The sequence below is a fragment of the Geodermatophilus arenarius genome (assembly GCF_042654585.1).
Classification (GTDB): Bacteria; Actinomycetota; Actinomycetes; order Mycobacteriales; family Geodermatophilaceae; genus Geodermatophilus; species Geodermatophilus arenarius.
In genome coordinates, this window is the sequence record NZ_JBHSGR010000014.1 from 79,219 (window position 1) to 104,149 (window position 24,931).

General features: G+C 76.4%; 26 protein-coding genes and 1 tRNA gene. 15 read left to right on the top strand and 12 right to left on the bottom strand.

Features of this window, described 5'->3' with window-relative positions:
• Positions 1 to 239 precede the first annotated feature (239 nt).
• Together ACFO3M_RS13795 and ACFO3M_RS13800 are read right to left on the bottom strand one after the other, a co-directional pair.
• Complete coding sequence (locus ACFO3M_RS13795; protein ID WP_387989554.1) at positions 240 to 1,010, bottom strand: transglycosylase domain-containing protein; 771 nt, start codon at positions 1,008 to 1,010, stop codon at positions 240 to 242.
• Between the two features lie 768 nt (positions 1,011 to 1,778).
• Positions 1,779 to 1,863: transfer RNA gene (locus ACFO3M_RS13800), tRNA-Leu, on the bottom strand.
• 119 nt (positions 1,864 to 1,982) lie between these two features.
• Between ACFO3M_RS13800 and ACFO3M_RS13805 the strand changes: the two genes are divergently transcribed.
• Positions 1,983 to 3,302, top strand: coding sequence for a M20/M25/M40 family metallo-hydrolase (locus tag ACFO3M_RS13805; protein ID WP_387989557.1), 1,320 nt, complete (start codon positions 1,983 to 1,985; stop codon positions 3,300 to 3,302).
• 7 nt (positions 3,303 to 3,309) lie between these two features.
• On the opposite strand, the gene ACFO3M_RS13810 is transcribed toward ACFO3M_RS13805, so the two are convergent.
• Positions 3,310 to 4,182, bottom strand: coding sequence for a LysR family transcriptional regulator (locus ACFO3M_RS13810; protein ID WP_387989560.1), 873 nt, complete (start codon positions 4,180 to 4,182; stop codon positions 3,310 to 3,312).
• An 81-nt stretch (positions 4,183 to 4,263) separates the two neighbouring features.
• Here ACFO3M_RS13810 and ACFO3M_RS13815 point away from each other — a divergent pair, with 81 nt between their 5' ends.
• Genes ACFO3M_RS13815 through ACFO3M_RS13825 form a run of 3 tightly spaced genes read left to right on the top strand, consistent with a single transcriptional unit; the run spans position 4,264 to position 6,785 of the window.
• Positions 4,264 to 4,962, top strand: coding sequence for an aspartate/glutamate racemase family protein (locus ACFO3M_RS13815; protein WP_387989563.1), 699 nt, complete (start codon positions 4,264 to 4,266; stop codon positions 4,960 to 4,962).
• Between the two features lie 7 nt (positions 4,963 to 4,969).
• On the top strand, positions 4,970 to 5,776 hold the full coding sequence (locus ACFO3M_RS13820; RefSeq protein WP_387989565.1) for an SDR family oxidoreductase: 807 nt from the start codon (positions 4,970 to 4,972) through the stop codon (positions 5,774 to 5,776).
• 55 nt (positions 5,777 to 5,831) lie between these two features.
• A complete protein-coding gene (locus ACFO3M_RS13825; RefSeq protein WP_387989567.1) occupies positions 5,832 to 6,785 on the top strand; it encodes an NADPH:quinone oxidoreductase family protein in 954 nt (317 codons plus the stop codon).
• Between the two features lie 42 nt (positions 6,786 to 6,827).
• Here the strand turns inward: ACFO3M_RS13825 and ACFO3M_RS13830 are convergent, their stop codons facing one another.
• The 4 genes from ACFO3M_RS13830 to ACFO3M_RS13845 form a co-directional block, all read right to left on the bottom strand.
• Positions 6,828 to 7,571, bottom strand: a complete 744-nt coding sequence (locus ACFO3M_RS13830) for a hemerythrin domain-containing protein (protein WP_387989570.1) — start codon at positions 7,569 to 7,571, stop codon at positions 6,828 to 6,830.
• Positions 7,572 to 7,594: 23 nt separating this feature from the next.
• Positions 7,595 to 8,869, bottom strand: a complete 1,275-nt coding sequence (locus tag ACFO3M_RS13835) for a nucleotide disphospho-sugar-binding domain-containing protein (protein ID WP_387989573.1) — start codon at positions 8,867 to 8,869, stop codon at positions 7,595 to 7,597.
• An 11-nt stretch (positions 8,870 to 8,880) separates the two neighbouring features.
• A complete protein-coding gene (locus ACFO3M_RS13840; protein ID WP_387989576.1) occupies positions 8,881 to 9,465 on the bottom strand; it encodes a TetR/AcrR family transcriptional regulator in 585 nt (194 codons plus the stop codon).
• A gap of 71 nt (positions 9,466 to 9,536) precedes the next feature.
• The gene (locus ACFO3M_RS13845) at positions 9,537 to 9,737 is read right to left on the bottom strand and encodes a DUF5703 family protein (protein ID WP_387989578.1); all 201 of its coding nucleotides are present in this window, start codon (positions 9,735 to 9,737) and stop codon (positions 9,537 to 9,539) included.
• A 121-nt stretch (positions 9,738 to 9,858) separates the two neighbouring features.
• Here ACFO3M_RS13845 and ACFO3M_RS13850 point away from each other — a divergent pair, with 121 nt between their 5' ends.
• Positions 9,859 to 10,122 (top strand): hypothetical protein, encoded by a 264-nt coding sequence (locus ACFO3M_RS13850; RefSeq protein WP_387989581.1) that lies wholly within the window; start codon positions 9,859 to 9,861, stop codon positions 10,120 to 10,122.
• Between the two features lie 48 nt (positions 10,123 to 10,170).
• Positions 10,171 to 10,452 carry a hypothetical protein gene (locus ACFO3M_RS13855; RefSeq protein WP_387989584.1) on the top strand — a complete coding sequence of 94 codons (282 nt, stop codon included), beginning with the start codon at positions 10,171 to 10,173 and terminating at the stop codon, positions 10,450 to 10,452.
• Here the strand turns inward: ACFO3M_RS13855 and surE are convergent.
• Positions 10,428 to 11,195, bottom strand: coding sequence for a 5'/3'-nucleotidase SurE (surE, locus tag ACFO3M_RS13860; protein WP_387989587.1), 768 nt, complete (start codon positions 11,193 to 11,195; stop codon positions 10,428 to 10,430). The genes ACFO3M_RS13855 and surE overlap by 25 nt on opposite strands.
• Before the next feature lie 116 nt (positions 11,196 to 11,311).
• On the opposite strand from surE, the gene ACFO3M_RS13865 reads away from it, so the two are divergent.
• Both ACFO3M_RS13865 and ACFO3M_RS13870 read left to right on the top strand, forming a co-directional pair.
• Positions 11,312 to 11,800: a hypothetical protein gene (locus ACFO3M_RS13865; RefSeq protein ID WP_387989590.1), complete on the top strand. Its 489-nt coding sequence runs from the start codon at positions 11,312 to 11,314 to the stop codon at positions 11,798 to 11,800.
• A gap of 64 nt (positions 11,801 to 11,864) precedes the next feature.
• Positions 11,865 to 12,635, top strand: coding sequence for a DUF2470 domain-containing protein (locus ACFO3M_RS13870; RefSeq protein ID WP_387989593.1), 771 nt, complete (start codon positions 11,865 to 11,867; stop codon positions 12,633 to 12,635).
• A gap of 25 nt (positions 12,636 to 12,660) precedes the next feature.
• Here ACFO3M_RS13870 and ACFO3M_RS13875 read toward each other — a convergent pair whose 3' ends face one another.
• On the bottom strand, positions 12,661 to 14,622 hold the full coding sequence (locus tag ACFO3M_RS13875; RefSeq protein ID WP_387989595.1) for an AAA family ATPase: 1,962 nt from the start codon (positions 14,620 to 14,622) through the stop codon (positions 12,661 to 12,663).
• An 11-nt stretch (positions 14,623 to 14,633) separates the two neighbouring features.
• The gene (locus ACFO3M_RS13880) at positions 14,634 to 15,614 is read right to left on the bottom strand and encodes an aldo/keto reductase (RefSeq protein WP_387989598.1); all 981 of its coding nucleotides are present in this window, start codon (positions 15,612 to 15,614) and stop codon (positions 14,634 to 14,636) included.
• Between the two features lie 177 nt (positions 15,615 to 15,791).
• Between ACFO3M_RS13880 and ACFO3M_RS13885 the strand changes: the two genes are divergently transcribed.
• The 4 genes from ACFO3M_RS13885 to ACFO3M_RS13900 are packed head-to-tail and all read left to right on the top strand — an operon-like array spanning position 15,792 to position 18,677.
• Positions 15,792 to 16,625 carry an undecaprenyl-diphosphate phosphatase gene (locus ACFO3M_RS13885; protein ID WP_387989601.1) on the top strand — a complete coding sequence of 278 codons (834 nt, stop codon included), beginning with the start codon at positions 15,792 to 15,794 and terminating at the stop codon, positions 16,623 to 16,625.
• A gap of 18 nt (positions 16,626 to 16,643) precedes the next feature.
• Positions 16,644 to 17,330, top strand: a complete 687-nt coding sequence (locus ACFO3M_RS13890; protein ID WP_387989604.1) for a histidine phosphatase family protein — start codon at positions 16,644 to 16,646, stop codon at positions 17,328 to 17,330.
• A 35-nt stretch (positions 17,331 to 17,365) separates the two neighbouring features.
• On the top strand, positions 17,366 to 17,917 hold the full coding sequence (locus tag ACFO3M_RS13895; protein ID WP_387989607.1) for a DUF3090 family protein: 552 nt from the start codon (positions 17,366 to 17,368) through the stop codon (positions 17,915 to 17,917).
• Positions 17,918 to 17,933: 16 nt separating this feature from the next.
• Positions 17,934 to 18,677: an SCO1664 family protein gene (locus ACFO3M_RS13900; protein WP_387989610.1), complete on the top strand. Its 744-nt coding sequence runs from the start codon at positions 17,934 to 17,936 to the stop codon at positions 18,675 to 18,677.
• 34 nt (positions 18,678 to 18,711) lie between these two features.
• Here ACFO3M_RS13900 and ACFO3M_RS13905 read toward each other — a convergent pair whose 3' ends face one another.
• Both ACFO3M_RS13905 and ACFO3M_RS13910 read right to left on the bottom strand, forming a co-directional pair.
• Positions 18,712 to 19,428, bottom strand: coding sequence for a maleylpyruvate isomerase family mycothiol-dependent enzyme (locus ACFO3M_RS13905; protein WP_387989613.1), 717 nt, complete (start codon positions 19,426 to 19,428; stop codon positions 18,712 to 18,714).
• Between the two features lie 41 nt (positions 19,429 to 19,469).
• Positions 19,470 to 20,453 (bottom strand): sugar-binding transcriptional regulator, encoded by a 984-nt coding sequence (locus ACFO3M_RS13910; RefSeq protein ID WP_387989616.1) that lies wholly within the window; start codon positions 20,451 to 20,453, stop codon positions 19,470 to 19,472.
• Positions 20,454 to 20,633: 180 nt separating this feature from the next.
• On the opposite strand from ACFO3M_RS13910, the gene ACFO3M_RS13915 reads away from it, so the two are divergent.
• The 3 genes from ACFO3M_RS13915 (at position 20,634) to glpK (ending at position 24,864) form a co-directional block, all read left to right on the top strand.
• Complete coding sequence (locus ACFO3M_RS13915; protein ID WP_387989619.1) at positions 20,634 to 22,379, top strand: glycerol-3-phosphate dehydrogenase/oxidase; 1,746 nt, start codon at positions 20,634 to 20,636, stop codon at positions 22,377 to 22,379.
• A gap of 156 nt (positions 22,380 to 22,535) precedes the next feature.
• Entirely contained in the window at positions 22,536 to 23,261 is a 726-nt protein-coding gene (locus ACFO3M_RS13920; protein WP_387989621.1) for an MIP/aquaporin family protein, read from the top strand.
• A 79-nt stretch (positions 23,262 to 23,340) separates the two neighbouring features.
• Complete coding sequence (glpK, locus tag ACFO3M_RS13925) at positions 23,341 to 24,864, top strand: glycerol kinase GlpK (RefSeq protein WP_387989624.1); 1,524 nt, start codon at positions 23,341 to 23,343, stop codon at positions 24,862 to 24,864.
• Positions 24,865 to 24,931 lie beyond the last annotated feature (67 nt).

Here is a 24,931-nt window from a genome sequence, read left to right on the forward strand (position 1 = left end):
CCTGGATGGGCTGGACGTCGCTCCTCCGGGGAAGCCGGCCTCACCGGACGGCAGCTGCTGTGCGGTGAGGCGGTGCCCGCCGGGCCGGACCAGCGGGTACGGCGTCGCGCGTGCCGGCCCGCGGGCGAGCTCCGACACGGCCGGGCGGCGCACGGGATCCGGACGACGGCGGGCAGCGTGGATCGACGAGGTGGCGGTCCACGCCACGGCGGGGGAGGGACCGTTGCCGGGACGGGGTCTTACCGACTGCCTTCCGCGGCGATGAGCTCGGCGACGTCTTCGGGCATCTGCGAGCAGTCGTCGTCGGTGTCCGGCTGGTCCTGGGCGAGCCCCTCGACGCCGGCGTCCTCGACCGGCTGGAAGCCCCTCTCCGCGATGTGCCGCGGCACCCGGTTCTGCGCGTTGACGACGTGCGAGCGCGACAGCCAGCCGAGGCCGTCGTCCACGTCGAAGTCGAGCCCGCCGCCGGGCGCTCGCTGGACGTGTCCCGGAGACGGCAGGAGCCCGACCAGCTGGACGGCCTGATCGACGGACAGCGTGGACGGAGGGGTGTCGAAGTAGTACCAGCTGGCCGAGCAGATGCCGTAGACCTGCGGACCGAGCTGGGCGTGGTTGACGTACAGCTCGAGCATGCGGCGGTCGTCGAGGACCAGCGCCAGCTCCACCGACAGGCCGGCCTCGACGGCCTTGCGCCAGGCGCTCATCTCCTGGTTCAGGAAGAGGTTCTTGGCCACCTGTTGCGGGATCGTCGACCCGGACGGGTCCTCCTCCCCGCGCAGGTGCGCTTCGGCGCGGCCGGACAGCTCGTCCCAGGTGAAGGCACCGTCGCGGTAGGGGAGCGGCTGGTCCTCGTGCGCGATGACGGCGGCGAGGAAGTTGCGCGACACGTGCTCGACCGGCACCGACTGCTGGACGGCGCCCTGGTCGTTGGCCAGCATGAACGCCGTCGTCGGCGGGTCGATCCAGCGCAGTGACACCAGGACCAGCGCCTGGAGCAGGAAGGCGATCACCAGGACGCGGGCGGTGCAGCGGCGCAGGCGACGACGCCGTTCGCGCTTCGGGTCCTCCCGGGGTGGGACCTCGTCCGCTCCCGGCCGGGTGCCCGGCCGACGGCGCTGGTGCGGAGGCGTGGTCCCCGGACCGGGCGGCGGTGGCGGCGGCCACGGTCGGGACCGAGGAGGGGGCGCAGCCCATGGGTCGGACGGCGGAGGTCCTGGCCACGGATCGCCGTACCGCGCGAGCGGGTCGTCGGCCACCGGCCGCGACGTGCGCCGGGAGGACTCCCGGTCGGTCCGCTGCTGCTCGTCCGGCACGTCAGCCGGCGGGCGACGGCGGCGCGGCGCGAAGGGCATGAGGTGTCGTCCTCCTGTGACCCGCTGACCGGATCCCCAGGTTACCGGGGATCAGCGGCGAGCCGATCGTCCGACGGGTAGCGCGCGCAGGCGCCCGTTCCCGGCCGCCTCGGTCGAACTGGCTGCCCGTGTCGGCGGTCCGCCTCCGGTCCGGGCTCCACGCCACGTCGGCGTCCGACATGTCGGTCCCGGAGTGTCCCGTCGTCCCGCCCGTCGTGGTCTCACTGCTGCGGGCGGGCACGGGCGCACTCCACGGTCCCACCTGTCGACCGTCGGTTCCCGGTGGTGCGGTAGCGCGGAGTGCGCGGACCCAGGTGCCGCACTGCTCGACGGCGGACCGGGCAGCGGCCCGCCACGGGGGCATCCCAGGCCCCAACACGGAGACGCCCCGGGCTCCTGACCTGCAGGAACACCGGGGCGGTGCTGTGTCCGAGGGGGGACTTGAACCCCCACGCCCGATAAAGGGCACTAGCACCTCAAGCTAGCGCGTCTGCCATTCCGCCACCCGGACGAGTGCGGGGCCAAGACTACCCGACGCACTCCGCCGCCCGGCACGGGTACCCCGCCGTGTCGCATCGCCCGGTCGTCCGTGCCCGTCGGAGGCCGGGGCGGGCCCGTAGTGTCGCCGGGGTGGAGAACCGAGGTCCCGTCCAGGCCCAGGCCGAGGTCGCCGAGCTGCTCGGCGAGCTGATCCGGATCGACACGACCAACACCGGCGACACCGCCACCAGCGCCGGCGAGCGGACGGCCGCCGAGTGGGTCGCCGGCAAGCTGGACGAGGTCGGCATCGCCTCCCAGGTCCTGGAGTCCGAGCGCGGGCGGGCCAGCCTCGTCGCCCGCGTCCCCGGCGCCGACCGCAGCCGCCCCGCCCTGCTGGTGCACGGGCACCTCGACGTCGTCCCCGCGGACCCCGCCGAGTGGAGCGTGCACCCGTTCTCCGGCGAGGAGCGCGACGGCTACGTGTGGGGCCGCGGCGCGGTCGACATGAAGGACATGGACGCGATGGTCCTGGCGCTGGTGCGCGAGTGGGCCCGCACCGGCGTGCAGCCACCGCGCGACGTCGTCCTCGCCTTCGTCGCCGACGAGGAGGCCGGCGGCAGGCTCGGCGCGCGCTGGCTGGTCGACGAGCACCCGGACCTGTTCGCCGACTGCTCCGAGGCGATCAGCGAGGTCGGCGGCTTCTCCATCACCGTCCGCGACGACCTGCGCCTCTACCTCGTCCAGACGGCGGAGAAGGGCCTCGCGTGGATGCGCCTGACCGCCGGCGGCCGGCCCGGGCACGGCTCGTTCGTCCACGACGACAACGCCGTCACCCGGCTGTGCCAGGCCGTCGCCCGGCTGGGCTCGACCCGGCTGCCCACCGTGCTCACCCCGCCGATGCGCCAGTTCCTCGCCGCGGTCGAGGAGGCCTACGGCATAGAGATCGACCCGGACGAGCCGGAGGAGGCGCTGGCCCGGCTGGGCAGCATCAGCCGGATGATCGGCGCGGCGCTGCGCAACACCGCCAACCCCACGATGCTCGACGCCGGCTACAAGACCAACGTCATCCCCGGGACGGCGAGCGCCACCGTCGACGGCCGCTTCCTGCACGGCCAGGAGGAGGAGTTCGAGCGCCAGCTCGCCTCCCTGGTCGGCGAGGGGGTCCAGCGCGAGTGGATCGTCCACGACCAGGCCGTGGAGACGACGTTCGACGGCCCGCTGGTCGACATGATGGTCGAGGCGCTGAAGGCCGAGGACGACGGTGCGCGGCCGGTGCCGTTCACGATGAGCGGCGGCACCGACGCCAAGAGCTTCGAGCGCCTGGGCATGCGCTGCTTCGGCTTCTCGCCGCTGCGGCTGCCCGCCGACCTCGACTTCGCCTCGCTGTTCCACGGCATCGACGAGCGGGTGCCGGTGGAGTCGCTGCGCTTCGGCGTCCGGGTGCTCGACCGCTTCCTGCGCGGCGTCTGAGCGCGGTTCAGCGGGCGGCCCGAAGCGCTTCGAGCGCCGCGGCCACCGCGGGCACCCGCCGGGCGTCGGGGCGGACGAGGGTCTCGACCACCCGCCCGTCGACGTCGGGCAGGTCGACGGCGGCCACGCCCGGCTGCGCGCTGATCGCCAGCGCCCACGCCGGCAGCAGTGCCACCCCGAGTCCGCGGGCGACCAGCCGCTGCACGACGACGTGGTCGTCGGTGGCGAACCGGACGTCGGGGGAGAACCCGGCCCGCCGCGCGCAGCGCAGCAGGTGCCGGCGGCAGCGGGGGCAGCCGGCGATCCACGGCTCGTCGCGCAGGTCGGCCAGCAGGGCGGGCGCCGGCCGGCCGGCGGGCACGACCGCCTGCACCGCGTGGCGGGACAGCGGCTCGCGCAGCAGGTCGCCGGGGACGTCCTCCCCGTCGTCCTCGTGCCGGAAGACGACGGCCAGGTCGGCGGCGCCCTCGCGGACCGCCGCCTCGGCCTCCGGCGGCTCCAGCTCGGTGAAGTGGACCTCCAGGGCCGGCGCCCGCTCCCGGAGCGCGGCCAGCGCCGGCGGGACCAGCACCGCGGCGGCGGTCGGGAAGGCCGCGATCCGGACGACACCGGTGGCCAGCCCGGTCAGCGCGGCCACGTCCTGCTCGGCCGCCGCCAGCCGGTCGGCGATCGCCTCCGCGTGGCGCAGCAGCCGCCGGCCGGCCTCGGTGAGCGCCACCCCGCGCCCCTCCCGCACCACCAGCGGGGTCCCGGTCTCGGCCTCCAGCCGCCGGACCTGCTGGCTCACCGCCGGCTGGGTCCAGCCCAGGGCGCGCGCGGCGCCGGCGAGCGAGCCGGCGTGCGCCACCTCGCGGAAGACCAGCAGCCGGCGGGAGTCCACGCCGACATGAAAGCAGCGCTTGGGTCGGCCGGTCGACCCCGCGCTCTGGTGGGGGAGCTCGGCGCCGGGGAGCCTGACCGCATGAGGACGATCGGGCTGCTGGGCGGCATGAGCTGGGAGTCGACCGCGCTGTACTACCGGGTGGTCAACAAGCTGGTCCGCGACCGGCTCGGCGGGCTGGCCAGCGCCTCGCTGCTGGTGCGCAGCCTCGACTTCCGCGCCGTGCGCGCCTGCCAGGTGGAGGACCGGTGGGACGACGCCGCGGCCCTGCTCGCCGCCGAGGCGCGGGCGCTGGAGGACGCCGGCGCCGGCCTCGTGCTGCTGTGCACGAACTACATGCACAAGGTGGCCCCGGCGGTGGAGGCCGCCCTGACGGTGCCGTTCCTGCACATCGCCGACGCGGTGGCCGCGGCCGCGCCCGGGCCGGTGGTCGGCCTGCTCGGCGCCGCCGGCACGGTGCGCGAGCCGTTCTACCGGGACCGCCTGGCGGCGCGGGGGCTGACGGTGCTCACCCCGCCGGGCGACGACGTCGCGCGCGTCGACGCCGCGATCTTCGGCGAGCTGTGCCGCGGCGTGCTCTCCGACGGCACCCGCGCCGAGCTGCGCGCCGTGGTGGCCCGGCTCGCCGGGCGCGGGGCGCAGGCGGTGGCGCTGAGCTGCACCGAGCTCGAGCTGCTGCTGGGCCCGGACGACTCCGCGGTGCCCCTCCTGCCCTCGGCCCGGCTGCACGCGACCGCCGCCGTCGACCTCGCGCTCGGCGTCCCGGCCGCCGTGGTGTGATGCCGGGGTGACCTCTCCCACACCTCCCGGCCCCGGTTCCGTCGCGCTGATCACCGGAGGGACCGGCGGCTTCGGCCGCGCCCTCACGCAGAAGCTGCGCGAGCGGGACGTCACCGTCGTCGCCGCCGACCTCGACTCCGAGCGCAACCGGTCGGTGGCCGAGGAGCTCGGCGCGCACTTCGTCGCCCTCGACGTCACCGACCGCGCCGCCAACGAGGCCGTCGTCGCGCAGGTGGAGGCCGAGCACGGCCGGCTCGACGCCGCCTACCTCAACGCCGGCATCTCCGCCGCCAAGAGCGACGACGCCCTCGACCTCGACGAGTTCATGCGCGTGGTCGACATCGACCTGTTCGGCGTCGTCTACGGCGTGCAGGCCGCGCGCCCGGCGATCAAGCGGGCCGGCGGCGGGGCGATCGTGGTGACGGCGTCGCTGGCGGGCCTGTCGCCGATGCCCACCGACCCCGGCTACAGCGTGGCCAAGGGCGGCGCGATCGCGTTCGTCCGGTCGATGGCGCCGCGGCTGACCCGCGACGGCATCACCATCACCGCGATCTGCCCCGGCTTCGCCGACACCGCGATCATCGACCGCATCCGCCACGAGTTCGAGGCCGCGGACTTCCCGGTCATCCCCGCCGCCGAGGTCGCCGACGCGATGGTCATGGCCTGGACGTCGGGCGAGCCCGGCGCCGCGTACGTCATCCAGCCCGGCGTCGGCACGGTGCCCTACAAGTTCAAGGGCGTGCCGAGCGCGAAGACCGCGACCGGTGAGACCGCCGTCGTCCCGGAGGCGCTGCGGCCGCCGTCCATGCTCTGACCGCTCCTGCCGGGGCCGGTGACCGCCGTTCCCCGGCCTCTGGCAGGGTCGGCGCATGCGTGCATGGCGGGTACACGAGCTCGGCGACCCCTCGGAGGTCATGCGGCTGGAGGACGTCGAGGAGCCGACCCCGGCCGAGGGCCAGATCAAGGTCCGGGTCCGCGCGGCGGCGCTGAACTTCCCCGACGTCCTCATGGCGCAGGGGAGGTACCAGGAGCGCCCGCCGCTGCCCTACACGCCCGGCATGGAGCTGTGCGGGGAGACCGAGGACGGCCGGCGGGTGATCGGCCCGCCGGCCGGCGGCCCCGGCGCCTTCGCCGAGTACGCGCTGATGGACGCCCGCGACGCCTGGCCGGTGCCGGACAGCCTGTCCGACGAGAAGGCCGCGGCGCTGTGGATCACCTACCAGACCGGCCACGTCGGCCTGCACCGCCGGGCACACCTGCGGGCGGGGGAGTGGCTGCTGGTGCACGCCGGCGCGGGCGGCGTCGGGTCGGCGGCGATCCAGCTCGGCAAGGCCGCCGGCGCCAGGGTCATCGCCACCGCCGGCGGCCCGCACAAGGTCGAGGTGTGCCGCGAGCTCGGCGCCGACCACGTCGTCGACTACACGGCCGAGGACTTCGTCCCCGTCGTCAAGGAGCTCACCGGCGGCGAGGGTGCCGACGTCGTCTACGACCCGGTCGGCGGCGACGTGTTCGACAGGTCACGGAGGTGCATCGCCTTCGAGGGCCGGCTGGTCGTCGTCGGGTTCACCAGCGGGCGGATCCCCGAGGCGCCCGCCAACCACGCGCTGGTCAAGAACTACAGCGTCGTCGGCCTGCACTGGGGCCTGTACAAGAAGAAGGACCCGGCCGTGATCGGGCAGACCCACGACGAGCTGGTCCGGCTGGTCACCGCGGGCGCGATCGACCCGCTCGTCGGCCAGGTCCTGCCGCTGGACCGGGCGCCGCAGGCGCTGGCCGCGCTGGCCGACCGCGGCACCGTCGGCAAGGTCGTGCTCGTCCCCTGACCGGCCGCGCCGGGCGGCCGTGGACCGCCCGGCGCACCGGGGTCAGGCGTGGCGGAAGGCCGCCCGCTCCCGCCGCCGGAACGGGCGCCGCAGGGCGAGGCGCCAGACGGCCACGAGGGCCCGGCCGCGCTCCTGCCGCTCCAGGGCGGCCACGCCCTCCGGGGGCATCTCGTGCAGGACCCAGGCGACCAGTTCCAGCAGCCGCGGGGTGGTGTACGCGGTGTCGAAGAACCGGGCGCCGACCCACTCCCAGTCGGCCGGCTGCAGGTGGTCCTGCAGCACCCGCATGCCGTCGCGCTCCTCGTGGGCCAGGTGCCGGTCGACGTGGACGCGGGCGGCCGCGACGGCCGCGGCCAGCGCCTCCCGCGCGGGCCCGTCGGCCACGCCCGCCAGCCGCGCGAAGCCGTGCGAGCACTCCCCGAGCAGCGGGTCGATCGCCGCGTGCTCCGCCGCCATCGCCTCCAGGATCGCCCGGCCCTCCGCGTCCCCGGCCGCGGCCGCCCGCTCGAGCAGCAGGGGCCACAGCCCCGCGTCCTCCCCGGTGTGGTGGTGGTGGAGGACCGAGGCGAAGTAGTCCCAGCGCCGGCGCAGCAGCTCCCACGTCCGGCGGTCCTCGAGCGGCGTGCGCTCGACCGCGCGGCCGAAGGCGGCGAGGTCACGGCGGAAGCCGTGGTGCATCACCCACATGAGGGTGAGGTCGACCGGGCCGTCCGGCGCGTCGGCCTGGCCGGGGAGGCGGAGCCGGCCGGGGGCGGGTCGCTGCGGGGCCAGGGTGGTGGTGGACATGGCGTCCTCCGGTGGGTGAGGGGTCAGGCCGGCGTCCGCCGGTCGTCGGAGGTGCCGGTCCCGGCGCTGCGCTCGATCTCGTCGACCAGCGGGGAGCCGGCGGCCTCGGCGCGGATCCGGGCGCCGAGCGACCGGGCGCCGCGCCGGTAGCGGGGATCGGCGAGCAGCCGCCGCACGGCGGCCGCGATCCGGTCGGGTGAGGCGCCCGGCCGGAGGCCCAGGACCGCACCGTGCCGCCGGGCCCGGACCACGTTGTCCCGCTGGTCGCGGCCCATGGGCAGGCACAGCGCGGGGACGCCGGCCGCGAGGGCCTTCAGCAGCGTCCCGTGCCCGGCGTGGGTGACGACGACGTCGGCGGCCGCGAACAGCGGGGCGTGTGCCGCCGAGCGCACCACCACGACACCGCCGGTCCGCGGGACGCACGCGGGGTCCACCATCGGGCCGGTGGTGACGACGGCGCGCACCGGCAGGCGGCCGAGGGCGACCCCGACGCGGCGCAGCACGTCCTCCTGGGCCTGGTAGGTGCTGGAGAACCCCACGACCACCAGCGGCCCGTCCCCGGGCGGCGGCTCGACCGGCGCCGCCCAGACCGGGTCGTCGAGCACCGGCCCGACGTGCCGCACGTTCGGCGGCAGCCGCGCGGGCAGGTCGAAGGCCGCGGAGGTGAGCACGAGGACCCGCGCGGCGCGGTCCCACTGCTCCCACACGTCGCGCAGCGGGGCGAGGCCGAGCCCGGCGCGGGCGGCGTCGAGGTCGGGGAGGCCCCGGTCCCACGCGCGCCGGACCAGGGGGTGCAGCGACCGGTCGCGCGCCCGGCCCAGGGGCCCGCGCGCCGGGGGCAGGCCCGACCCGAACGGCGGCAGGTCCGGCGTGGGCCGGTTGTAGGCGTTGGGGCAGAGCGCCACGGACGGGGTCCCCGAGGCCTCCGCGGCCACCAGCGCGCCCATGAGCACCCCGCTGGCCACGAGCACGTCGGCGGGCCGCGCCGCCAGCGCCGCCCGCACCTCGGCGGCGTAGGCGGCGGCGGGGCCGGTGACGACCCGGGTGAGCAGCCGGTCGAGCACCTGCAGCGGCGTCCGGCAGGCCGTGTCGTCGACCAGGTCCCGGTCGGCCGCGGACCGGCGGTGCGGCGCCTGCCGCCAGGGCTGGAACGCGGCGCCGGCCGCGCGGACCTCGGGCTCCAGCGTGGGATCGCCCAGGACGCTGACCGAGTGGCCCCGGGACACCAGCCGCCGGACGACCCCCACCTCCGCCGGCACGGTGCCGCCGCCGTCCCACAGCGCGACCTGGACGTGCACGGCACGCCTCCTCAGGACGGGGCCGTCGCGAGGGCGGCCCGGAGCAGGTGGGTGAGGACCGCCGTGGTCTCGGCGCGGGAGTGACCGAGGTCGCGGCGCAGGAGCTTCCACGTGTGGACGTCGGTGACCGCGTAGAGCGCGGCCAGGGCGCGGCGGCGCGCCCGCGGCTCGTCCGGCAGGTCCGCGGCGAAGGCCTGCTCGAGCAGCGCGCGGTGGTGGGCGCGGGCGCGCGCGACCGCCTCAGCGAGGTCGGCGATGCGCTCGGCCACCGCCTCGAGGCGGACGTTGGCGTCGCCGAGCGCCTCGTACTGGCGCATCAGCCCGCGGACGAACCCGGGGACGTCCCCGGGGACCACCCGGCCGCGCAGCGCCTCGACCTCGGGCCGCAGCACCTCGGCGACGGCGAGGAACAACCCCTCCTTGGACCGGAAGTGGTTGAGCAGCGTCTGCTGGGTCACGCCCGCGGTCGCGGCGACCTCGGCGATGCGGACCTCGTCGTAGGGCCGGTCCACGAAGCGGTCGCGGGCCACGGCGAGGACGCGCTCCCGGGTGCGCTCGACGGCTCCCGCCCGCGCCCCCGACGTGCTCTGCGTCACAGGCAGAGCGTGGCCCTCGTTTGACCTGTGGTCAAGCGAGTTCTTGACGTCGACTCAAACGGGAGTCGGCGTCAGGTGACCGGCATCGGCAGGTAGGACAGCCGCGCGCGGCGCCGCAGGACGACCTTGCGGGTGCCGTCCGCGTGCAGCTGGAGGCGGGCCAGCTCCCACCCACCGACGTCGGATTGGAGGCTCAACATGGTCGCCGCTGCGGAACGGGACGTGCCCGGGGGGATCCGCAGCGGCGCGTACTCCCAGTCGGCGGCGTTCACCCGCCCGATGTTGCCACGGTGGACACCTGCCGGTCACCCGGGCGCCGGTCCCCGGACTGCCGCCGCGGGGGACGGGCGGCAGGATGGACGGCGACCCGATCCGCACCCGAGGGAGGACGACGTGACCGATCCCGGTTCCGCCACCGACGCCGACCGCGCCGAGCAGGAGGCCCTCCTCGAGCCCGTGGCCCCCGCCGGGGCCGGCGACGCGGGACCGGTCGGCGACCTCGACGCCAACGAGGCCGACGCGCTGGAGCAGCAGCTGTCGACCGCGCCGGGCTCGGCCGGCCCGCTGCGCCCGGTCGGCGACGTCGACGCCAACGAGGCCGACGTGCTGGAGCAGGAGGCGGACGTCCCCTTCGACGACGACGACCGCACCGCCTGACCGGGGGATCGTCAAGGGGGCGAGCGGACCCCCGGCACGGCGGTCGGGGTGACTCCGCCCACCGGCGACGTCGGCCCGCGGCTGACGCGGCTGCTGGTGCAGGCCGGCGTCCGGCCGCGGGTCCTGCCGCGCGACCCCGCGCGGCTCGACGGCGGGCTGCGCGACCACGGGGACGCCGTCCCCGCCGACCTCACCGACCGCGACGCCGTCCTGCGCGCCCCTGGGGGCGCCGCCGCCCTGGACCGGGTCTGCCCGCCCACCGGCGCCGGCGACCCGGCCGCCGCGGCCGCAGCGCTCGGGGAGGCTCAGGCGCCGTCGAGCCCCGGGTAGTCCGCCCCGGGCGCCTCGGCGGGCGGCCGCAGCAGGGTCACCGTGGCCCACCCCTCCCGCAGCAGGGCGTCGTCGGTGCCCGGGGCCGGCCCGTCGGGGCTCTCGCGGAAGGTGAGCGCCACGAAGTCCTCGCCGGTCTCGCCGACCTCGACCTGCACCGCGCCGAAGGGCGCCAGCCGGGCCGGGCGCAGCCCGCGCAGCCGCTCCGGCGGGACGTCGGGGACGTTGACGTTGACCACCACCGGTCCCGGCGCGAGCCCGAGGGTCCAGCGCAGCGCCCGGCGGGCGACCTCCTCGGCGGTGGCCCACGCGTGCTCCGCGGCCGGGTCGGCGCTGCCGGCCAGCGACACCGCCAGGCCGGGGAGCCCGTGCAGGGTGCCGGTCAGCGCGGCGCCCACGGTGCCCGAGTGCAGCACCGCCGTCCCGGTGTTGGGGCCCCGGTTGACGCCGGAGAGCACGACGTCCGGCCGCGGCCCGAACGCGCCGCGCGCCCCGGCGAAGGCGATGAGCGCGGGGGAGGCCCCGACGGCGAGGGCGCGGACGGCGCCCACGCCGGGCAGCCGGCGCTCCCGGACCGCCAGCCGGTTGCCGTGCAGCAGCGCGGTCATCGACGCGCTGGACCCGCTGTGGTCCTGGTCGGGCGCGGCCAGCGTCACCTCCAGGCCCGCCTCCGCCGCCACGCGGGCCAGCAGGTGCACCCCCGGGCTGTCGATCCCGTCGTCGTTGGTCACCAGCGCGTGCACGCGGCCCCCTCCCGGTCCGGACGGCGCCCCCGTGCCCCGCGGAGGCGCCGCGCACACGCGTCCCCGTCCGGGACGGCCGCGCCCCGGGGCGGGCGGACGCCCGGCATGCTCGCCGGGTGCCCCTCGTGCTGGTGTTCCTGCTCCTCGTCGCGCTCGTGCTGCCGCTGCTGGCCTGGTCGCTCGCCGGCCGCCGGTTCTGGGCGGACCTGCGCGGCCCGGGCACCCGCGACCTGCGCGCCGAGGTGGTCGCCCGGCACGGGCTCAGCGGCGCCGAGGCCGACACCGTGCAGACGGCGGTGACCCGCGGCCGGCCGGTCGACGACGCGCGGCTGCGGCCGGCGGCCGCGGACTGGGCCGGCACCACGCTGACCGTCCTCGACGGGCAGCACGCCGCGCACGCCGGTCGCGACCGCGCGGCCTCCGTCGTCCTCGGCCTGGCCGGGCTGTGCCTGCTGGCCGCGGTGGTGCTGGCCGTCGTCCTCGACGCCGGCGCGGTGGTCCACCTGCTGGTGCTGCTCGCCGCCGGGGCGGTCGCCAACCTGGCGCTGCTCCCGGCGACGGTCCGGCGCAACCTGCGGCGGGCGCGCGCCGCCAACGGGGGATGACGCCCGCTTCCCTCCGCCGGTGGGTGTGGTTAGGCTTCCCTTACCGTCGTCTCGAGGGGGAGCCATGACCACCTGCCCGGGTTCTCCGGCGCTCTCCGTCGCCGGCGCCCCCGAACGGGCCCGCACCGCCGCGACCCGCCGCGCCGCGGCGCTGTGCGTCGCCGGCCGCGAGCCGAGCCGTCCCCTCGCGCACGCCACCACCGCCGCCGGGCAGGTGCTCGTGCTGGTCCCCGCCGACGGCGAGGTCACCGCCGCCCTCGACGACGCGCCGGACCGGGAGGTCTCGGCGCTGCTCATGGTCAGCGACCGCGCGCCGGTGCCGCTGCGCGACCCGGTGCGGGCGACCCTGTGGCTGGCCGGCTGGCTGACCCCGGTGCCCGAGGTCGACCGGCGGGCGGCCGCGGTCGCCTTCGCCGAGGTCCGGCCCGAGGGCGCGCTGCTCGACGTCGGGACGTCGGCCACGCTGCTGCGCCTGGACCTCGCCGAGGTCGTGCTGCGCGAGGGCGACGCCTGCACCGAGGTCTCGCCGGGCGGGTTCGCCGCCGCCCGCCCCGACCCGCTCGCCGCCGTCGAGGCGCGGATGCTGCAGCACCTCGACCGCGACCACCCCGACGTGCTCGCCGTCCTGCGCAGCCGCGTGCCGGCCGGGCCGGGGGAGACCGTGCGCCCGCTGGGCATCGACCGGTTCGGCTACCGGCTGCGGGTGGAGCGGCCGGGCGGGCACCGCGACGTCCGGGTGCCGTTCCCGCGGCCGCTGACCTGCCCCGGCCAGCTGCGCGCGGCGACGTCCCAGCTGCTGTGCGCCCTCCGCGCCGGCCTCCCCCGCCGCGACTAGCACGCTCTCGCGCGGCAGGCGGCGCTCAGGCGTCCAGGTTCTCGCGCAGCAGCCGGGCCAGGCGGGTGCGCCGCGGGCGGACGTCGACCTCCCGCACCGCCCGCGCCAGCGCCGCGCCGGACGCGTGCACGATCGACAGGTGCTGCTGCGCGCGGGTGAGCGCGGTGTAGACCAGCGGCCGCGACAGCATCCCGCCCGCCTCCGGCGGCAGCACCACGACGACGCCCGGCCACTCCGACCCCTGCGCCCGGTGCACGGTGATCGCCCACCCGTGCCGCAGGTCGGGCAGCGCGTCCCCGGTCACCGTCACCGGGCCCGAGGAGAAGTCGACGGTCAGCGAGCCCTCACCGGTGCCGGTGACCACGCCGACCTCACCGTTGGCGAACCCGATCGGCTCGAGGTCGAGGTGGTTGGCGGTGGCCACCACCCGGTCGCCGACGTCGAAGCCGAACACCGTGCCGTCGCCGGGGTTGAGCCGCTCCTTGAGCGCCTTGTTCAGCTCGATCGTCCCGGCCGGCCCGCGGTGCACCGGCGTCACGACCTGCACGTTGCGCGGGTCGATCCCCAGCGCCCGCGGGATCGAGTCGGTGACCAGCTGCACCACCCGCCGGGCCGCCTCGCCGCTGCCGGCGGCGGGCACGATGACGACCTCGCGGTCGGGGGAGTCCACCGGCGGCAGCTGCCCGGTGCGCACCGCCGACGCCAGCCGGGCGATCGCGCCGCCCTCGGCCTGCCGGTAGAGCGTGGTCAGCTCGGTCACCGGGACGACGCCGGAGTCGATGAGGTCGCCGAGCACGTGGCCGGGGCCGATCGAGGGCAGCTGGGCGGGGTCGCCGACCAGCAGCAGGTGGGTGCCGTCGGGGCAGGCCTCGATCAGCGCCGCGGTCAGCTCGACGTCGAGCATCGACGCCTCGTCCACCACGACGACGTCGGCGTCGAGCGGCCACTCCTCGTTGCGGGCGAACCCGCCGCCGAAGCCCTGCGCGCCGAGCAGCCGGTGCACGGTGACCGCGGGGTGGTCGGTGAGCTCCTCCAGCCGCTTGGCCGCCCGGCCGGTGGGGGCGGCCAGCGCGACCTCGGTGCCCTTGGCCCGCAGCAGGCGCACGACGGCGGCCACGGTGCGGCTCTTGCCGGTGCCCGGGCCGCCGGTGAGCAGCGAGACCCCGGCGCCGAGCACCTGCGCCACGGACTGCTTCTGCGCCTCGTCGAGGCCCTTGGACACCGAGCGGACGGCGGCCGGGTCGGCGATCCGCTCGGCGGTGGCGGCCAGCCGGGCCACGCCCTCGGCGACGGCCTCCTCGGCCATGCCGAACCGGGCCAGCGACAGCATCCGCAGCGCCGGGTCGGGCTCGGGCGGCTCGGCGTCAGGATCGCTGTCGGAGGACTCGTCCCACTCCGGCTCCGGCGGCTCGTGGTCGAGCACCTCGCCGGACTCGACCGCCGCGACGATCGCCGCCGCCGGGTCGGTGACGCCCTCGGCGCGCAGCGCGGCGACGACCAGGTCGGCGGGCAGCACGGTGTGCCCGTCGCGGCCGGCCGTGCGCAGGGTCATGACGACGATCGCGCGGCCGCGGCGGGAGTCCTGCCGGTCGGCGCCGGGCAGCAGCGAGATCGCCAGCCGGTCGGCGTCGGTGAGGCTGACGCCGTGCAGACCCAGCAGCGCCCACGGGTCGTCGCGCAGCCGCCGCGCGGCGTCCTCGCCCAGGGCGTCGGCGGCCGAGGACGCCAGCTTCGCCTCCAGCCCGGCCCGCACCAGCAGCTCGACCACGCCGTAGGTGGGCCCTGCTGCCAGGAACGAGGAGAACAGCCGCTCGGCGCGCTGCTTGCCGACCCGCGGCATCTTCAGCAGCTTCGCGGCGGTGACGTCGTCGGGGGAGGTGATGCCGGCCGCGGGCAGCTCGGCGGCCGCCCGCTTGCCCAGGCCCGGCCACAGGCCGGCGGCGACGAAGGCGGCGAAGACGGGGTCGGGGGCGGGTGCGGTGCTCACGGAGGTCGTCGTCATCGGGCGGTGCGCTGGTCCGGGTAGGAGAAGTGCGGCGCGGAGACGTCCTCCAGCGCCGTGCGGATGGCCGCGGGCAGCCGGACGCTCTCGGCGTCGAGCGAGGCCTGCAGCTGGACGGCGGTGCGGGCGCCGACGACGGGCGCGGCGACGCCGGGGCGGTCGCGCACCCAGGCCAGCGCCACCGCCAGCGGGGTGGTGCCCAGGCCGTCGGCGGCGGTGACCACGGCCTCCACGATCCGGTCGGCGGTGGCCGAGCGCAGGTCGTCGATGAACCCGGCCCACTGCGGCGAGGCGCCCCGCGAGCCCTCCGGCGTCGCGGCCCGGTACTTGCCGGTGAGCAGCCCCCGGCCCAGCGGGGACCAGGCGAGCACCCCGAGCCCGAGCGCCTCGGCGGCGGGCACGACCTCCCGCTCGACGCCGCGCTGCAGCAGCGAGTACTCGACCTGGGTGCTCACCAGCGGCGCGCGGCCGGGCCAGGCGCGCTGCCAGGTGGCGGCCTGCGCGGTCTGCCAGCCGGTGTAGTTGCTCACCCCGACGTACCGCACCCGGCCGCTGGCCACGGCGGTGTCGCAGGCGGCGAGGGTCTCCTCGACGGGGGTGTGGTCGTCCCAGGCGTGCAGCTGCCACAGGTCCACGTGGTCGACGCCCAGGCGGGCCAGCGACGCGTCGAGCGCGGCCAGCAGGTGCCCGCGGGAGGCGCCGCGGCCCAGCGGCCCCGGTCCGGTGCGGCCCACGGCCTTGGTCGCGACCAGCACCTCCGACCGCGGGACGACGTCGGCCAGCAGCCGGCCCAGCGTGCGCTCGCTGTCGCCGTCGCAGTAGACGTCGGCGGTGTCGACGAGCGTGCCGCCGGCGTCGACGAACGCGGTGAGCTGCAGCGCCGCCTCGTCCTCGTCGGTGTCCCGGCCCCAGGTCATGGTGCCCAGCGCCAGCCGGGAGACGACCAGGCCGCTGCGTCCCAGCGCCCGTTGTTCCACGACCGGCCAACCTACCGTCGCGGGCCGACAGCGGCCGGTGGGCGCGGCGGTGTGAGGACGGCGACCCGCGTGGTGCCGGGCCGGCCCCGGCGGGCCGACCTAGGCTGTCCTCCCGTGCTCCGACGGAACCCGCGCACCGCGTCCCGCCCGACCCCCGGAACCCGGGGCTGAGCGCCCGTGGGGTGGTTCGAGGCCGTCGTCCTGGGGCTGGTGCAGGGGCTGACGGAGTTCCTGCCGATCTCCTCCAGCGCGCACCTGCGCGTCGTTGGGGAGGCCGCGGGCTGGGGTGACCCGGGCGCGGCGTTCACCGCGATCACGCAGATCGGCACCGAGGCCGCGGTGCTCCTCTACTTCCGCAAGGACATCGCGCGGATCGTCGTCGCCTGGGTGCGGGCCCTGGTCGACCGGACGCGCCGCTCGGACGCCGACGCCCGCATGGGCTGGCTGATCATCGTCGGCAGCGTGCCGATCGTCGTGCTCGGCCTGCTGTTCCAGGACGACATCGAGACGACGTTCCGCGACCTGCGGATCGTGGCCATCTCGCTGGTCGCGTTCTCGCTGGTCCTGTACTGGGCCGACCGGGTCGGCCGGAAGAAGCGCGAGCTCGCCGACCTCAGCGTCCGCGACGGGCTGCTGTTCGGGCTGGCGCAGGCGATGGCGCTGGTCCCCGGCGTGTCCCGCTCCGGCGGCACGATCACCATGGGCCTGTTCCTCGGCTACACCCGCGCGGCCGCCGCCCGGTACTCGTTCCTGCTGGCGATCCCGGCGGTGCTCGGGTCGGGCTTCTTCCAGGTGTACGAGGCGCTCACCGGCGACGTCGCGGGGGAGACCGTCTCCTGGGGGCCGACGGTCCTGGCCACGGTCATCGCGTTCGGCGTCGGCCTGTCGGTGATCGCCTGGCTGCTGCGCTACCTCGACCGCGGCACGTTCACGCCGTTCGTCGTCTACCGCGTGGTGCTCGGACTGGCGCTGCTGGCGCTGGTCGGCGTGGGGGTGCTCGCCCCGCGCTAGCGCCTAGGCTTGGGCGTCGTGACCACCGTCATCCTCCTGCGGCACGGCCGGACGACGGCGAACGCCGGCGGCGTGCTGGCCGGCTGGACCCCGGGCGTGCGGCTCGACGAGACCGGGCAGGAGCAGGCGGCCGCGGTGGGCCGGCGGCTGGCGCCGGTGCCGCTGGCCGCGGTGGTCAGCAGCCCGCTGGAGCGCTGCCGGCAGACCGCCGAGGCCGTCCTCGCCGGCCGCGACCTGGAGCTGCGGTCCGACGACCGGCTCGGCGAGGCCCGCTACGGCGACTGGACCGGCCGGCCGCTGAAGGAGCTGGCCGAGGAGCCGATGTGGAAGGTGGTGCAGCAGCACCCCTCCGCCGCGGTCTTCCCGGGCCCGGAGGGGGAGGGGCTGGCGCAGACCCAGGCCCGCGCGGTGGCCGCGGTCCGCGAGTGGAACGCCCGGCTGGGGCCCGACGCGGTGTGGCTGGCGTGCAGCCACGGCGACGTCATCAAGGCCGTCCTCGCCGACGCCCTCGGCCTGCACCTGGACGCCTTCCAGCGGATCGTCGTCGACCCGGCGTCGATCTCGGTGGTCACCTACACCGAGACCCGGCCCTTCGTCGTCCGGATGAACGACACCGGCGGCGACGTCGCCGCGCTCCTGCCGAAGGAGGGCTCGACCGACTCCGACGCCGTGGTGGGCGGCGGCGCCGGGGCGGCCACGACCTGAACGCAACCGTCCGCCTCCCCGCGTAACCTGGGCGCGTGCCTCGCCAGGTCTTCCGCTTCGACCGCCCGTCCCGGTTCGTCGCCGGCACGGTGGGCCAGCCCGGGGACCGCACCTTCTACCTGCAGGCGTCCGACGCCGAGGGGCGCGTGGTCAGCGTCGCGCTGGAGAAGTCGCAGGTGCAGGTCCTCGCCGAGCGCATGGACGAGCTGCTCGACGAGATCGCCACCCGCCCCGGTACCGCCGTCCCCGCCACCGCCGACGTCGACGACCTCGAGCCGCTCACCGCGCCCGTCGACGAGGAGTTCCGCGTCGCGGCCATGGGCCTGGCCTGGGACGGCGAGGCGCAGGCGGTGGTCGTCGAGGCCGTGGCCGCCACCGACGAGCCGGTCGACGAGGACGCGATCCTGTCCGACGCCGAGGAGGGCCCCGACGCGCTGCGGGTGACCATCACCCCCGGCGCCGCCCGCTCCTTCGTGGCCCGCGCCCGCCGCGTCGTCGCCGCCGGCCGGCCCTCGTGCCCGCTGTGCTCGCTGCCGCTGGACCCGACCGGGCACGTCTGCCCCCGGCAGAACGGCTACCGCCGCTGATCCGCGGACGACGGCGATGAGCGAGCCCGCGGAGGACCTCCGCGCCCCGGCCGGCGCCGCCGAGGCGCGCGCCCTGCTGCGCGAGGGCGAGATCGACGTCGAGGGCCGCATGCTCGACGCGAGCAACGTGACGCTGTTCGGCACCGTCCGCACCGGCACGCTCGAGGCCGAGTGCGTCTACAAGCCGGTTGCCGGCGAGCGGCCGCTGTGGGACTTCCCCGACGGCACCCTCGCCGGCCGCGAGGTGTCGGCGGCGCTGGTCAGCGAGGCCACCGGGTGGGACGTCGTCCCGCCCACCGTGCTGCGGGAGGGCCCGTTCGGCCCCGGCATGGTGCAGCTGTGGGTCGACGGCGACCCCGACGTCGACCTGGCCGCGTTCGTGCGCTCGGACCACCCGGGGCTGCGCCGCATGGCGGTGTTCGACGCCGTGGTCAACAACGCCGACCGCAAGGGCGGGCACATCATCCCGACGCCGTCGGGCCACGTGTACGGCGTCGACCACGGCATCTGCTTCTCGACCGACCCGAAGCTGCGCACCCTGCTGTGGCGCTGGGCGGGCAAGCCGCTGCTGCTGGAGGCGCTCGCGGTGCTCGAGCGGCTGGCCGACGACCTGCGCGGCGACCTCGGCGAGGCGCTGCACGAGCACCTGACCCGCCGCGAGGTCCGGTGCACGCAGCAGCGGGTGGCCGAGCTGCTGCGCACCCAGGTGCACCCCGAGCCGTCGGGGGACTGGCCTGCGCTGCCCTGGCCCCCCTTCTGACCCACCGGCAGCCGGGCCGTTGCCCGTACCGGGTTCAGGACAGGTCGACCGCGGCGATCATCGCGGCCGCCTGGAGGCCGTCGCCGTCGACGGTCAGCACCTCCAGCGGCACCCGCCGCCAGCAGGCCAGCAGCAGGTCCCCGGCGGTGCCGCGCAGCGTGGCGACCGGCTGGGGCCGGGTGCCGGCGAACAGCGTCCGCTCGACGCCGGCGTCGACGGCGTGCAGCACCACCGGGTGCGCCCCCTCGGGCGGGCCGTCGGGCAGCGCGCCGGGCACCATCACCTCCAGCCACTCGTCGATGCCGTCGAGGCCGACGTCGGGAGGGATGGGCCGCACGTCGCCGAGCACCTGCTCGACGTCGACGGTGTGGACGACGGCCTCCTGCACCTGGCGCCGGAGCACGAAGCCGACGTCCTGCCGGGGCGCCCAGGTCCACACCCGCTCGGCGGGGTCGGCGCCGGCGAGCGCGGTCTCCAGCTCCGCGGACTGCCCGGCCGCCCAGCCCAGCAGCTCGTCGTCGGGACGGCGGCGCGGCGCCACGTACCCGCCGGGGTCGGGCGCGCGGGTGCGCACCACCCAGGCCCAGAAGTGCTGGACCTCGCCGAGGTGCCACACCAGGTCGGCCAGCGTCCAGCCGGGACACCCGGGCACCGGGGCGGTCCAGCCGCCGGCCAGCACGGCCTCGGCGGCGGCGTCGGCGAACCGGGCGTCGGTGCGGCGCAGCACCGGCAGGTAGCCCGACAGCTCCATCGCGGCCTCCTCGCGCGGGGACGGGCCCCGACGCTAGCCCGTCAGCGGGCCCACAGGGCGGGCACCGGGCGGGGCGCGGTGCGGCGCAGCAGCAGCGCCGCGGCGGTGCGCTCGTCGAGCACCAGGTCGGTGACCAGCCCGCCGGCCAGCGCCGCGGCCAGCGCCGTGACCTTGTTGACGCCGGCGACCGCGCACACCCGCCGCGGGATGCGGCGCAGCGCCGGCGGGACCAGGCCGCTGGTGCGGGCGTTGATCGGGATGCCCTCCCAGGTCCCGTCGCCGCGCAGGAAGACGGTGCACACGTCGCCGACCACCGAGGCGGCGGCGAGGTCGGCGCGGTCGGCGGGGCCGAGGTAGCCCTCCGCCCAGACCCGGCTCGGCACCGGGCCGGCCATCGCGCCGACGCCGAACAGCGCGACGTCGGCGGACTGCTGGATCGCCAGCACCCGGCGCACGCTGCGCTCGCGCCACATCGCCTGGCGGGTCTCGGACCGGTCGAAGAACGCCGGCACGGGGAAGTGGTGCACCTGCGCGTCCCAGGCGGTGCCGAACCGGCCGAGCACGTCGCTGCCGTACCCGACGCCGCTGCTGTGGGTGTTCATCGCGCCGTTGAGCTGGACGACGTGCGCGTCGCGCAGCGGCCGGGCCCGCAGGTGCTGACCCACGGCGCTGGTGGTGGTGCCCCACGCCAGCCCGAGCGTCATCCCGTCGCCCATCGCCTCGTCGAGGACCGCCGCGGCTCGGCCGGCGACCAGCTGCAGCCGGGCGACGTCGGGCGCGTCCTCGGGCACCGCGACCACGCGCGCCGTCACGCCGTACCGTGCGCCGAGCTCGCTCGCCATCGAGGCTGCACGTCCGTGCACGGCGCTGACCGAGACGGTGACGATGCCGAGCGCCCGCGCGGCGTCCAGCATCCGGGACACCGTGGACCGCGAGACCCCCTCCTCGGCGGCGATGTCCTCCATCCGCACGCGGTCCAGCCAGTACCGGCGGGCCACCCGCTCGAGGTCCTCGTCGGCCGCCACGGTCCCGCTCCCTCCCGGCGCGGGCGACCCCGCGGTCCGGCTCCCACGCTAACGCCGCCGTGCACGGACGTGCAGGTGGTTGCCCTGCGCGGCCAACGGGTGCAGGTTGACCCTCGTCCCCGGGTGCCGGCACCCCGCCGGCGCCCCGCACCGCCCCCGCACCACCCCCAGGAGTGCCCGGTGTCCACAGCCCTCTCGCCCGAGGTCCGCACCTCCGCCCTCGACCGCATGTCCCGGGACGTGCTGGACGTCCTGGTCATCGGCGGCGGTGTCACCGGGGCCGGGGCCGCGCTCGACGCGGCCAGCCGCGGCCTGACGGTCGGCCTGCTCGAGCAGCGCGACTGGGCCTCGGGCACCTCGAGCCGGGCCAGCAAGCTGGTGCACGGCGGGCTCCGCTACCTGGAGATGCTCGACTTCGCGCTGGTCCGCGAGGCGCTGCACGAGCGCGGCCTGCTCGTCGGCCGGCTCGCCCCGCACCTGGTGCACCCGGTGCCCTTCCTCTACCCGATCCGGCACCGCGTGTGGGAGCGCGCCTACATCGGCGCGGGCATCGCCCTCTACGACGCCCTCGGCGGCCTGCTCGGCCGCCGCGACGGCCACGGCGTGCCGCTGCACCGGCACCTGTCGAAGAAGGGCCTGCGCCGGGTCGCGCCCTCGCTGAGGGACGACGTCGCCGTCGGCGCCATCCGCTACTGGGACGCCAAGGTCGACGACGCCCGCCTCGTGCAGGTGCTCGTGCGCACCGCGGTCGGGCACGGCGCGCTGGCCGCCAGCCGCACCCAGGTCACCGGCTACCTGGAGGAGGACGGCCGCGTCGCGGGCGTGCGGGCGGTGGACCTCGAGACCGGCCGCGAGATCACCGTCCGCGCCCGCCACGTCGTCGGCGCCACCGGGGTGTGGACCGACCAGACGGAGGAGCTCTTCCGCGCCCAGGGCCTGACCGTGCGCGCCTCCAAGGGCGTGCACATCGCCGTGCCGCGCGAGGCGATCGCCGGCGAGGACGGCTTCATCCTGCGCACCGAGAAGAGCGTGCTGTTCATCATCCCGTGGCCGACGCACTGGGTGATCGGCACGACCGACACCCCGTGGGACCTGACCAAGGACCACCCGGTCGCCTCGGCCGCGGACGTCGACTACCTGCTCGACCACGCCAACGCGGTGCTCGAACGCCCGCTCACCCGCGACGACGTCCTCGGCGTCTACACCGGCCTGCGCCCGCTGCTGCAGCCGGTCGACGAGGAGGCCGGGGGGACCACCCGGGTCTCCCGCGAGCACACCGCCGCCACCGTGCGGCCGGGCCTGACGATGATCGCCGGCGGCAAGTACACGACCTACCGCGTCATGGCCCGCGACGTCGTCGACATGGCCCTGCGCGACCGGGCGCCCGGCGAGGACCCCGACGCGCCGATCCCCCAGTCGCTCACCGAGGAGCTGCCGCTGGTGGGCGCCGACGGCTACCGGGTCCGCTGGAACCGCAAGGCGCACCTCGCCGCCGCGCACGGCTGGACCGAGAAGCGCGTGGAGCACCTGCTCGACCGCTACGGCAGCCTGGTCGACGAGGTCCTCGCCCTGGTCGACGCCGACCCCGAGCTCGGGCGCCCGCTGGAGGGCGCGCCGGACTACCTGCCGGCCGAGGTCGTCTACGCGGTCACCTCCGAGGGTGCCCTGCACCTGGAGGACGTGCTCACCCGCCGCACCCGGCTGTCCTACGAGCAGGCCGACCGGGGCACCGCCTCGGCCCGCGCCGCGGCCGACCTCATGGCGCCGCTGCTCGGCTGGGACGACGCCCAGCGCGAGCGGGAGATCAGCACCTACCTGGCGCGGGTGGAGGCCGAGCGCGCCGCCGAGGCCATGCCCGACGACACCTCGGCCGAGCGGGCGCGGCTGCGGGCGCCGGAGATCCGGCCCTTCGCGGACGCGTCGTGAGCCCCGCCTGAGGCAGCCGGCCGGCGAGCGGTCCCGCCGGCCCGGCCGCAGACCGAGAGCACGCACGAAGGAGGTGGAGGCAGGCACCCCGCACCACCCGCCCGGACCGGGCGGGCCCCCATCACGGCACAACCGGACACAGAGAGGTGTCTCAGCGTGTCACTGACCTCCGTCTTCTTCTCCGAGGTGCTCGGCACCGCGATCCTGCTGCTCTTCGGCGTCGGCGTCGTCGCCAACGTCCTGCTCACCGACTCCAAGGGGCACGGCGGCGGCTGGCTGCTCATCAACTTCGGCTGGGGCCTGGGCGTCTTCGCCGGCGTCTACGCGGCCTACCGCAGCGGTGCCCACCTCAACCCGGCGGTCACCGTCGGGCTGTGGGCGTTCGGGGCCGACGAGTACGCCCCCGGTGTCGACGTCACGTTCGGCAGCACCCTGGTCTACTTCGCCGGCGAGTTCGTCGGCGCGTTCCTCGGCGCGGTCGTCGCCTGGCTCGCCTACCAGAAGCACTACGCCGCGCACGACGAGCCCGGCGAGATCCTGGCGACCTTCTCCACGGGCCCGGCGATCCGCAGCCTCCCGTGGAACGCCCTCACCGAGGCCATCGGCACCTTCGTGCTGGTCTACATCATCCTGAAGTTCGGTGACACGCCGAGCCAGATCGGGCCGCTCGCCGTCGCGCTGCTGGTCGTCGGCATCGGCAACTCGCTCGGTGGACCGACCGGGTACGCGATCAACCCCGCCCGCGACCTGGGGCCGCGGATCGCGCACGCCGTGCTGCCCATCGCGAAGAAGGGCGGCAGCGACTGGGGCTACGCGTGGGTCCCCGTCGTCGGCCCGCTCGTCGGCGGTGCCCTGGCCGGCCTGCTCGCCCAGGGCTTCTGACCGCCCGCCGGCCACCCGCACCGGCCGTCCGCACCCGTCCCCTGCACCGTCCCCCTGCACCGTCGCACCCGGAGGAACCGTGAGCAGCTACATCGCCGCCATCGACCAGGGCACCACCAGCACCCGCTGCATGGTCTTCGACCACGACGGCGCCGTCGTCGCCGTGGCCCAGAAGGAGCACGCGCAGATCTTCCCGCGCGCCGGCTGGGTCGAGCACGACCCGCTGGAGATCTGGAGCAACGTCCGCGAGGTGGTCGGGCAGGCGCTGGCCCGCGCCGACCTGGTCGGCTCCGACCTCGCCGCCGTCGGCATCACCAACCAGCGCGAGACCACCGTCGTGTGGGACAAGAACACCGGCGAGCCGGTGTACAACGCGATCGTCTGGCAGGACACCCGCACCGACCGCATCGTCACCGAGCTCGGCGAGCTCGGCGGGGGAGCGGACCGGTACAAGGAGAAGGTCGGCCTGCCGCTGGCCACCTACTTCGCCGGCCCGAAGGTGACCTGGATCCTCGACAACGTCGAGGGCGCCCGCGAGCGCGCCGAGCGCGGCGACCTGCTCATGGGCACGATCGACAGCTGGCTGCTGTGGCAGATGACCGGCGGCACCGACGGCGGCCTGCACCTCACCGACGTCAGCAACGCCTCGCGCACCATGCTCATGGACTACAGCACCCTGGCGTGGGACGAGTCGATCGCCGCGGACATGCGCATCCCCGTGTCGATGCTGCCGGAGATCCGCTCGAACTCCGAGGTCTACGGCGAGGGCCGCAAGGCCGGCGCGCTGGCCGGCGTGAGGATCGCCGGCTCGCTCGGTGACCAGCAGGCGGCCACCTTCGGGCAGGTCTGCTTCCAGAAGGGCATGGCCAAGAACACCTACGGCACCGGCAACTTCCTGCTGCTCAACACCGGCGAGGAGGCGGTGTCCTCGCGCAACGGCCTGCTGACGACGGTCTGCTACCAGATCGGCGGCCGCAAGCCCGTGTACGCGCTGGAGGGCTCGATCGCCGTCACCGGCTCGCTGGTGCAGTGGGTGCGGGACAACCTGCGCCTGATCGGCGGCGCCGGGGAGATCGAGGCGGTGGCCCGGTCGGTGGACGACAACGGCGGCGCCTACTTCGTGCCGGCGTTCTCCGGCCTGTTCGCCCCGCACTGGCGCTCCGACGCCCGCGGCGCGCTGGTCGGGCTCACCCGGTACGTCAACCGCGGCCACCTGGCCCGGGCGGTGCTGGAGGCCACGGCCTACCAGACCCGCGAGGTCGTCGACGCCATGAACGCCGACTCGGGGGTGGCCCTCACCGAGCTGCGGGTCGACGGCGGCATGGTGGTCAACGAGCTGCTGATGCAGTTCCAGGCCGACATCCTCGGCGTCGACGTCGTCCGCCCGAAGATCGCCGAGACGACGGCGCTGGGCGCGGCCTACGCCGCGGGCCTCGCGGTCGGGTTCTGGGCCGACGAGGACGAGCTCACCAGCCAGTGGGCCGAGGACAAGCGGTGGAGCCCGGAGATGGACCAGGCCACCCGCGACCGCTACTACCGCAAGTGGCAGAAGGCGGTGACCCGGACCCTCGAGTGGGTCGACGACGACGACGACGACCAGTAGGCGACCGGCCCCGCGGGCGCCGTTCCCCAGGGAGGGACGGCGCCCGCGGGCGCGCCGGGAGCGCAAC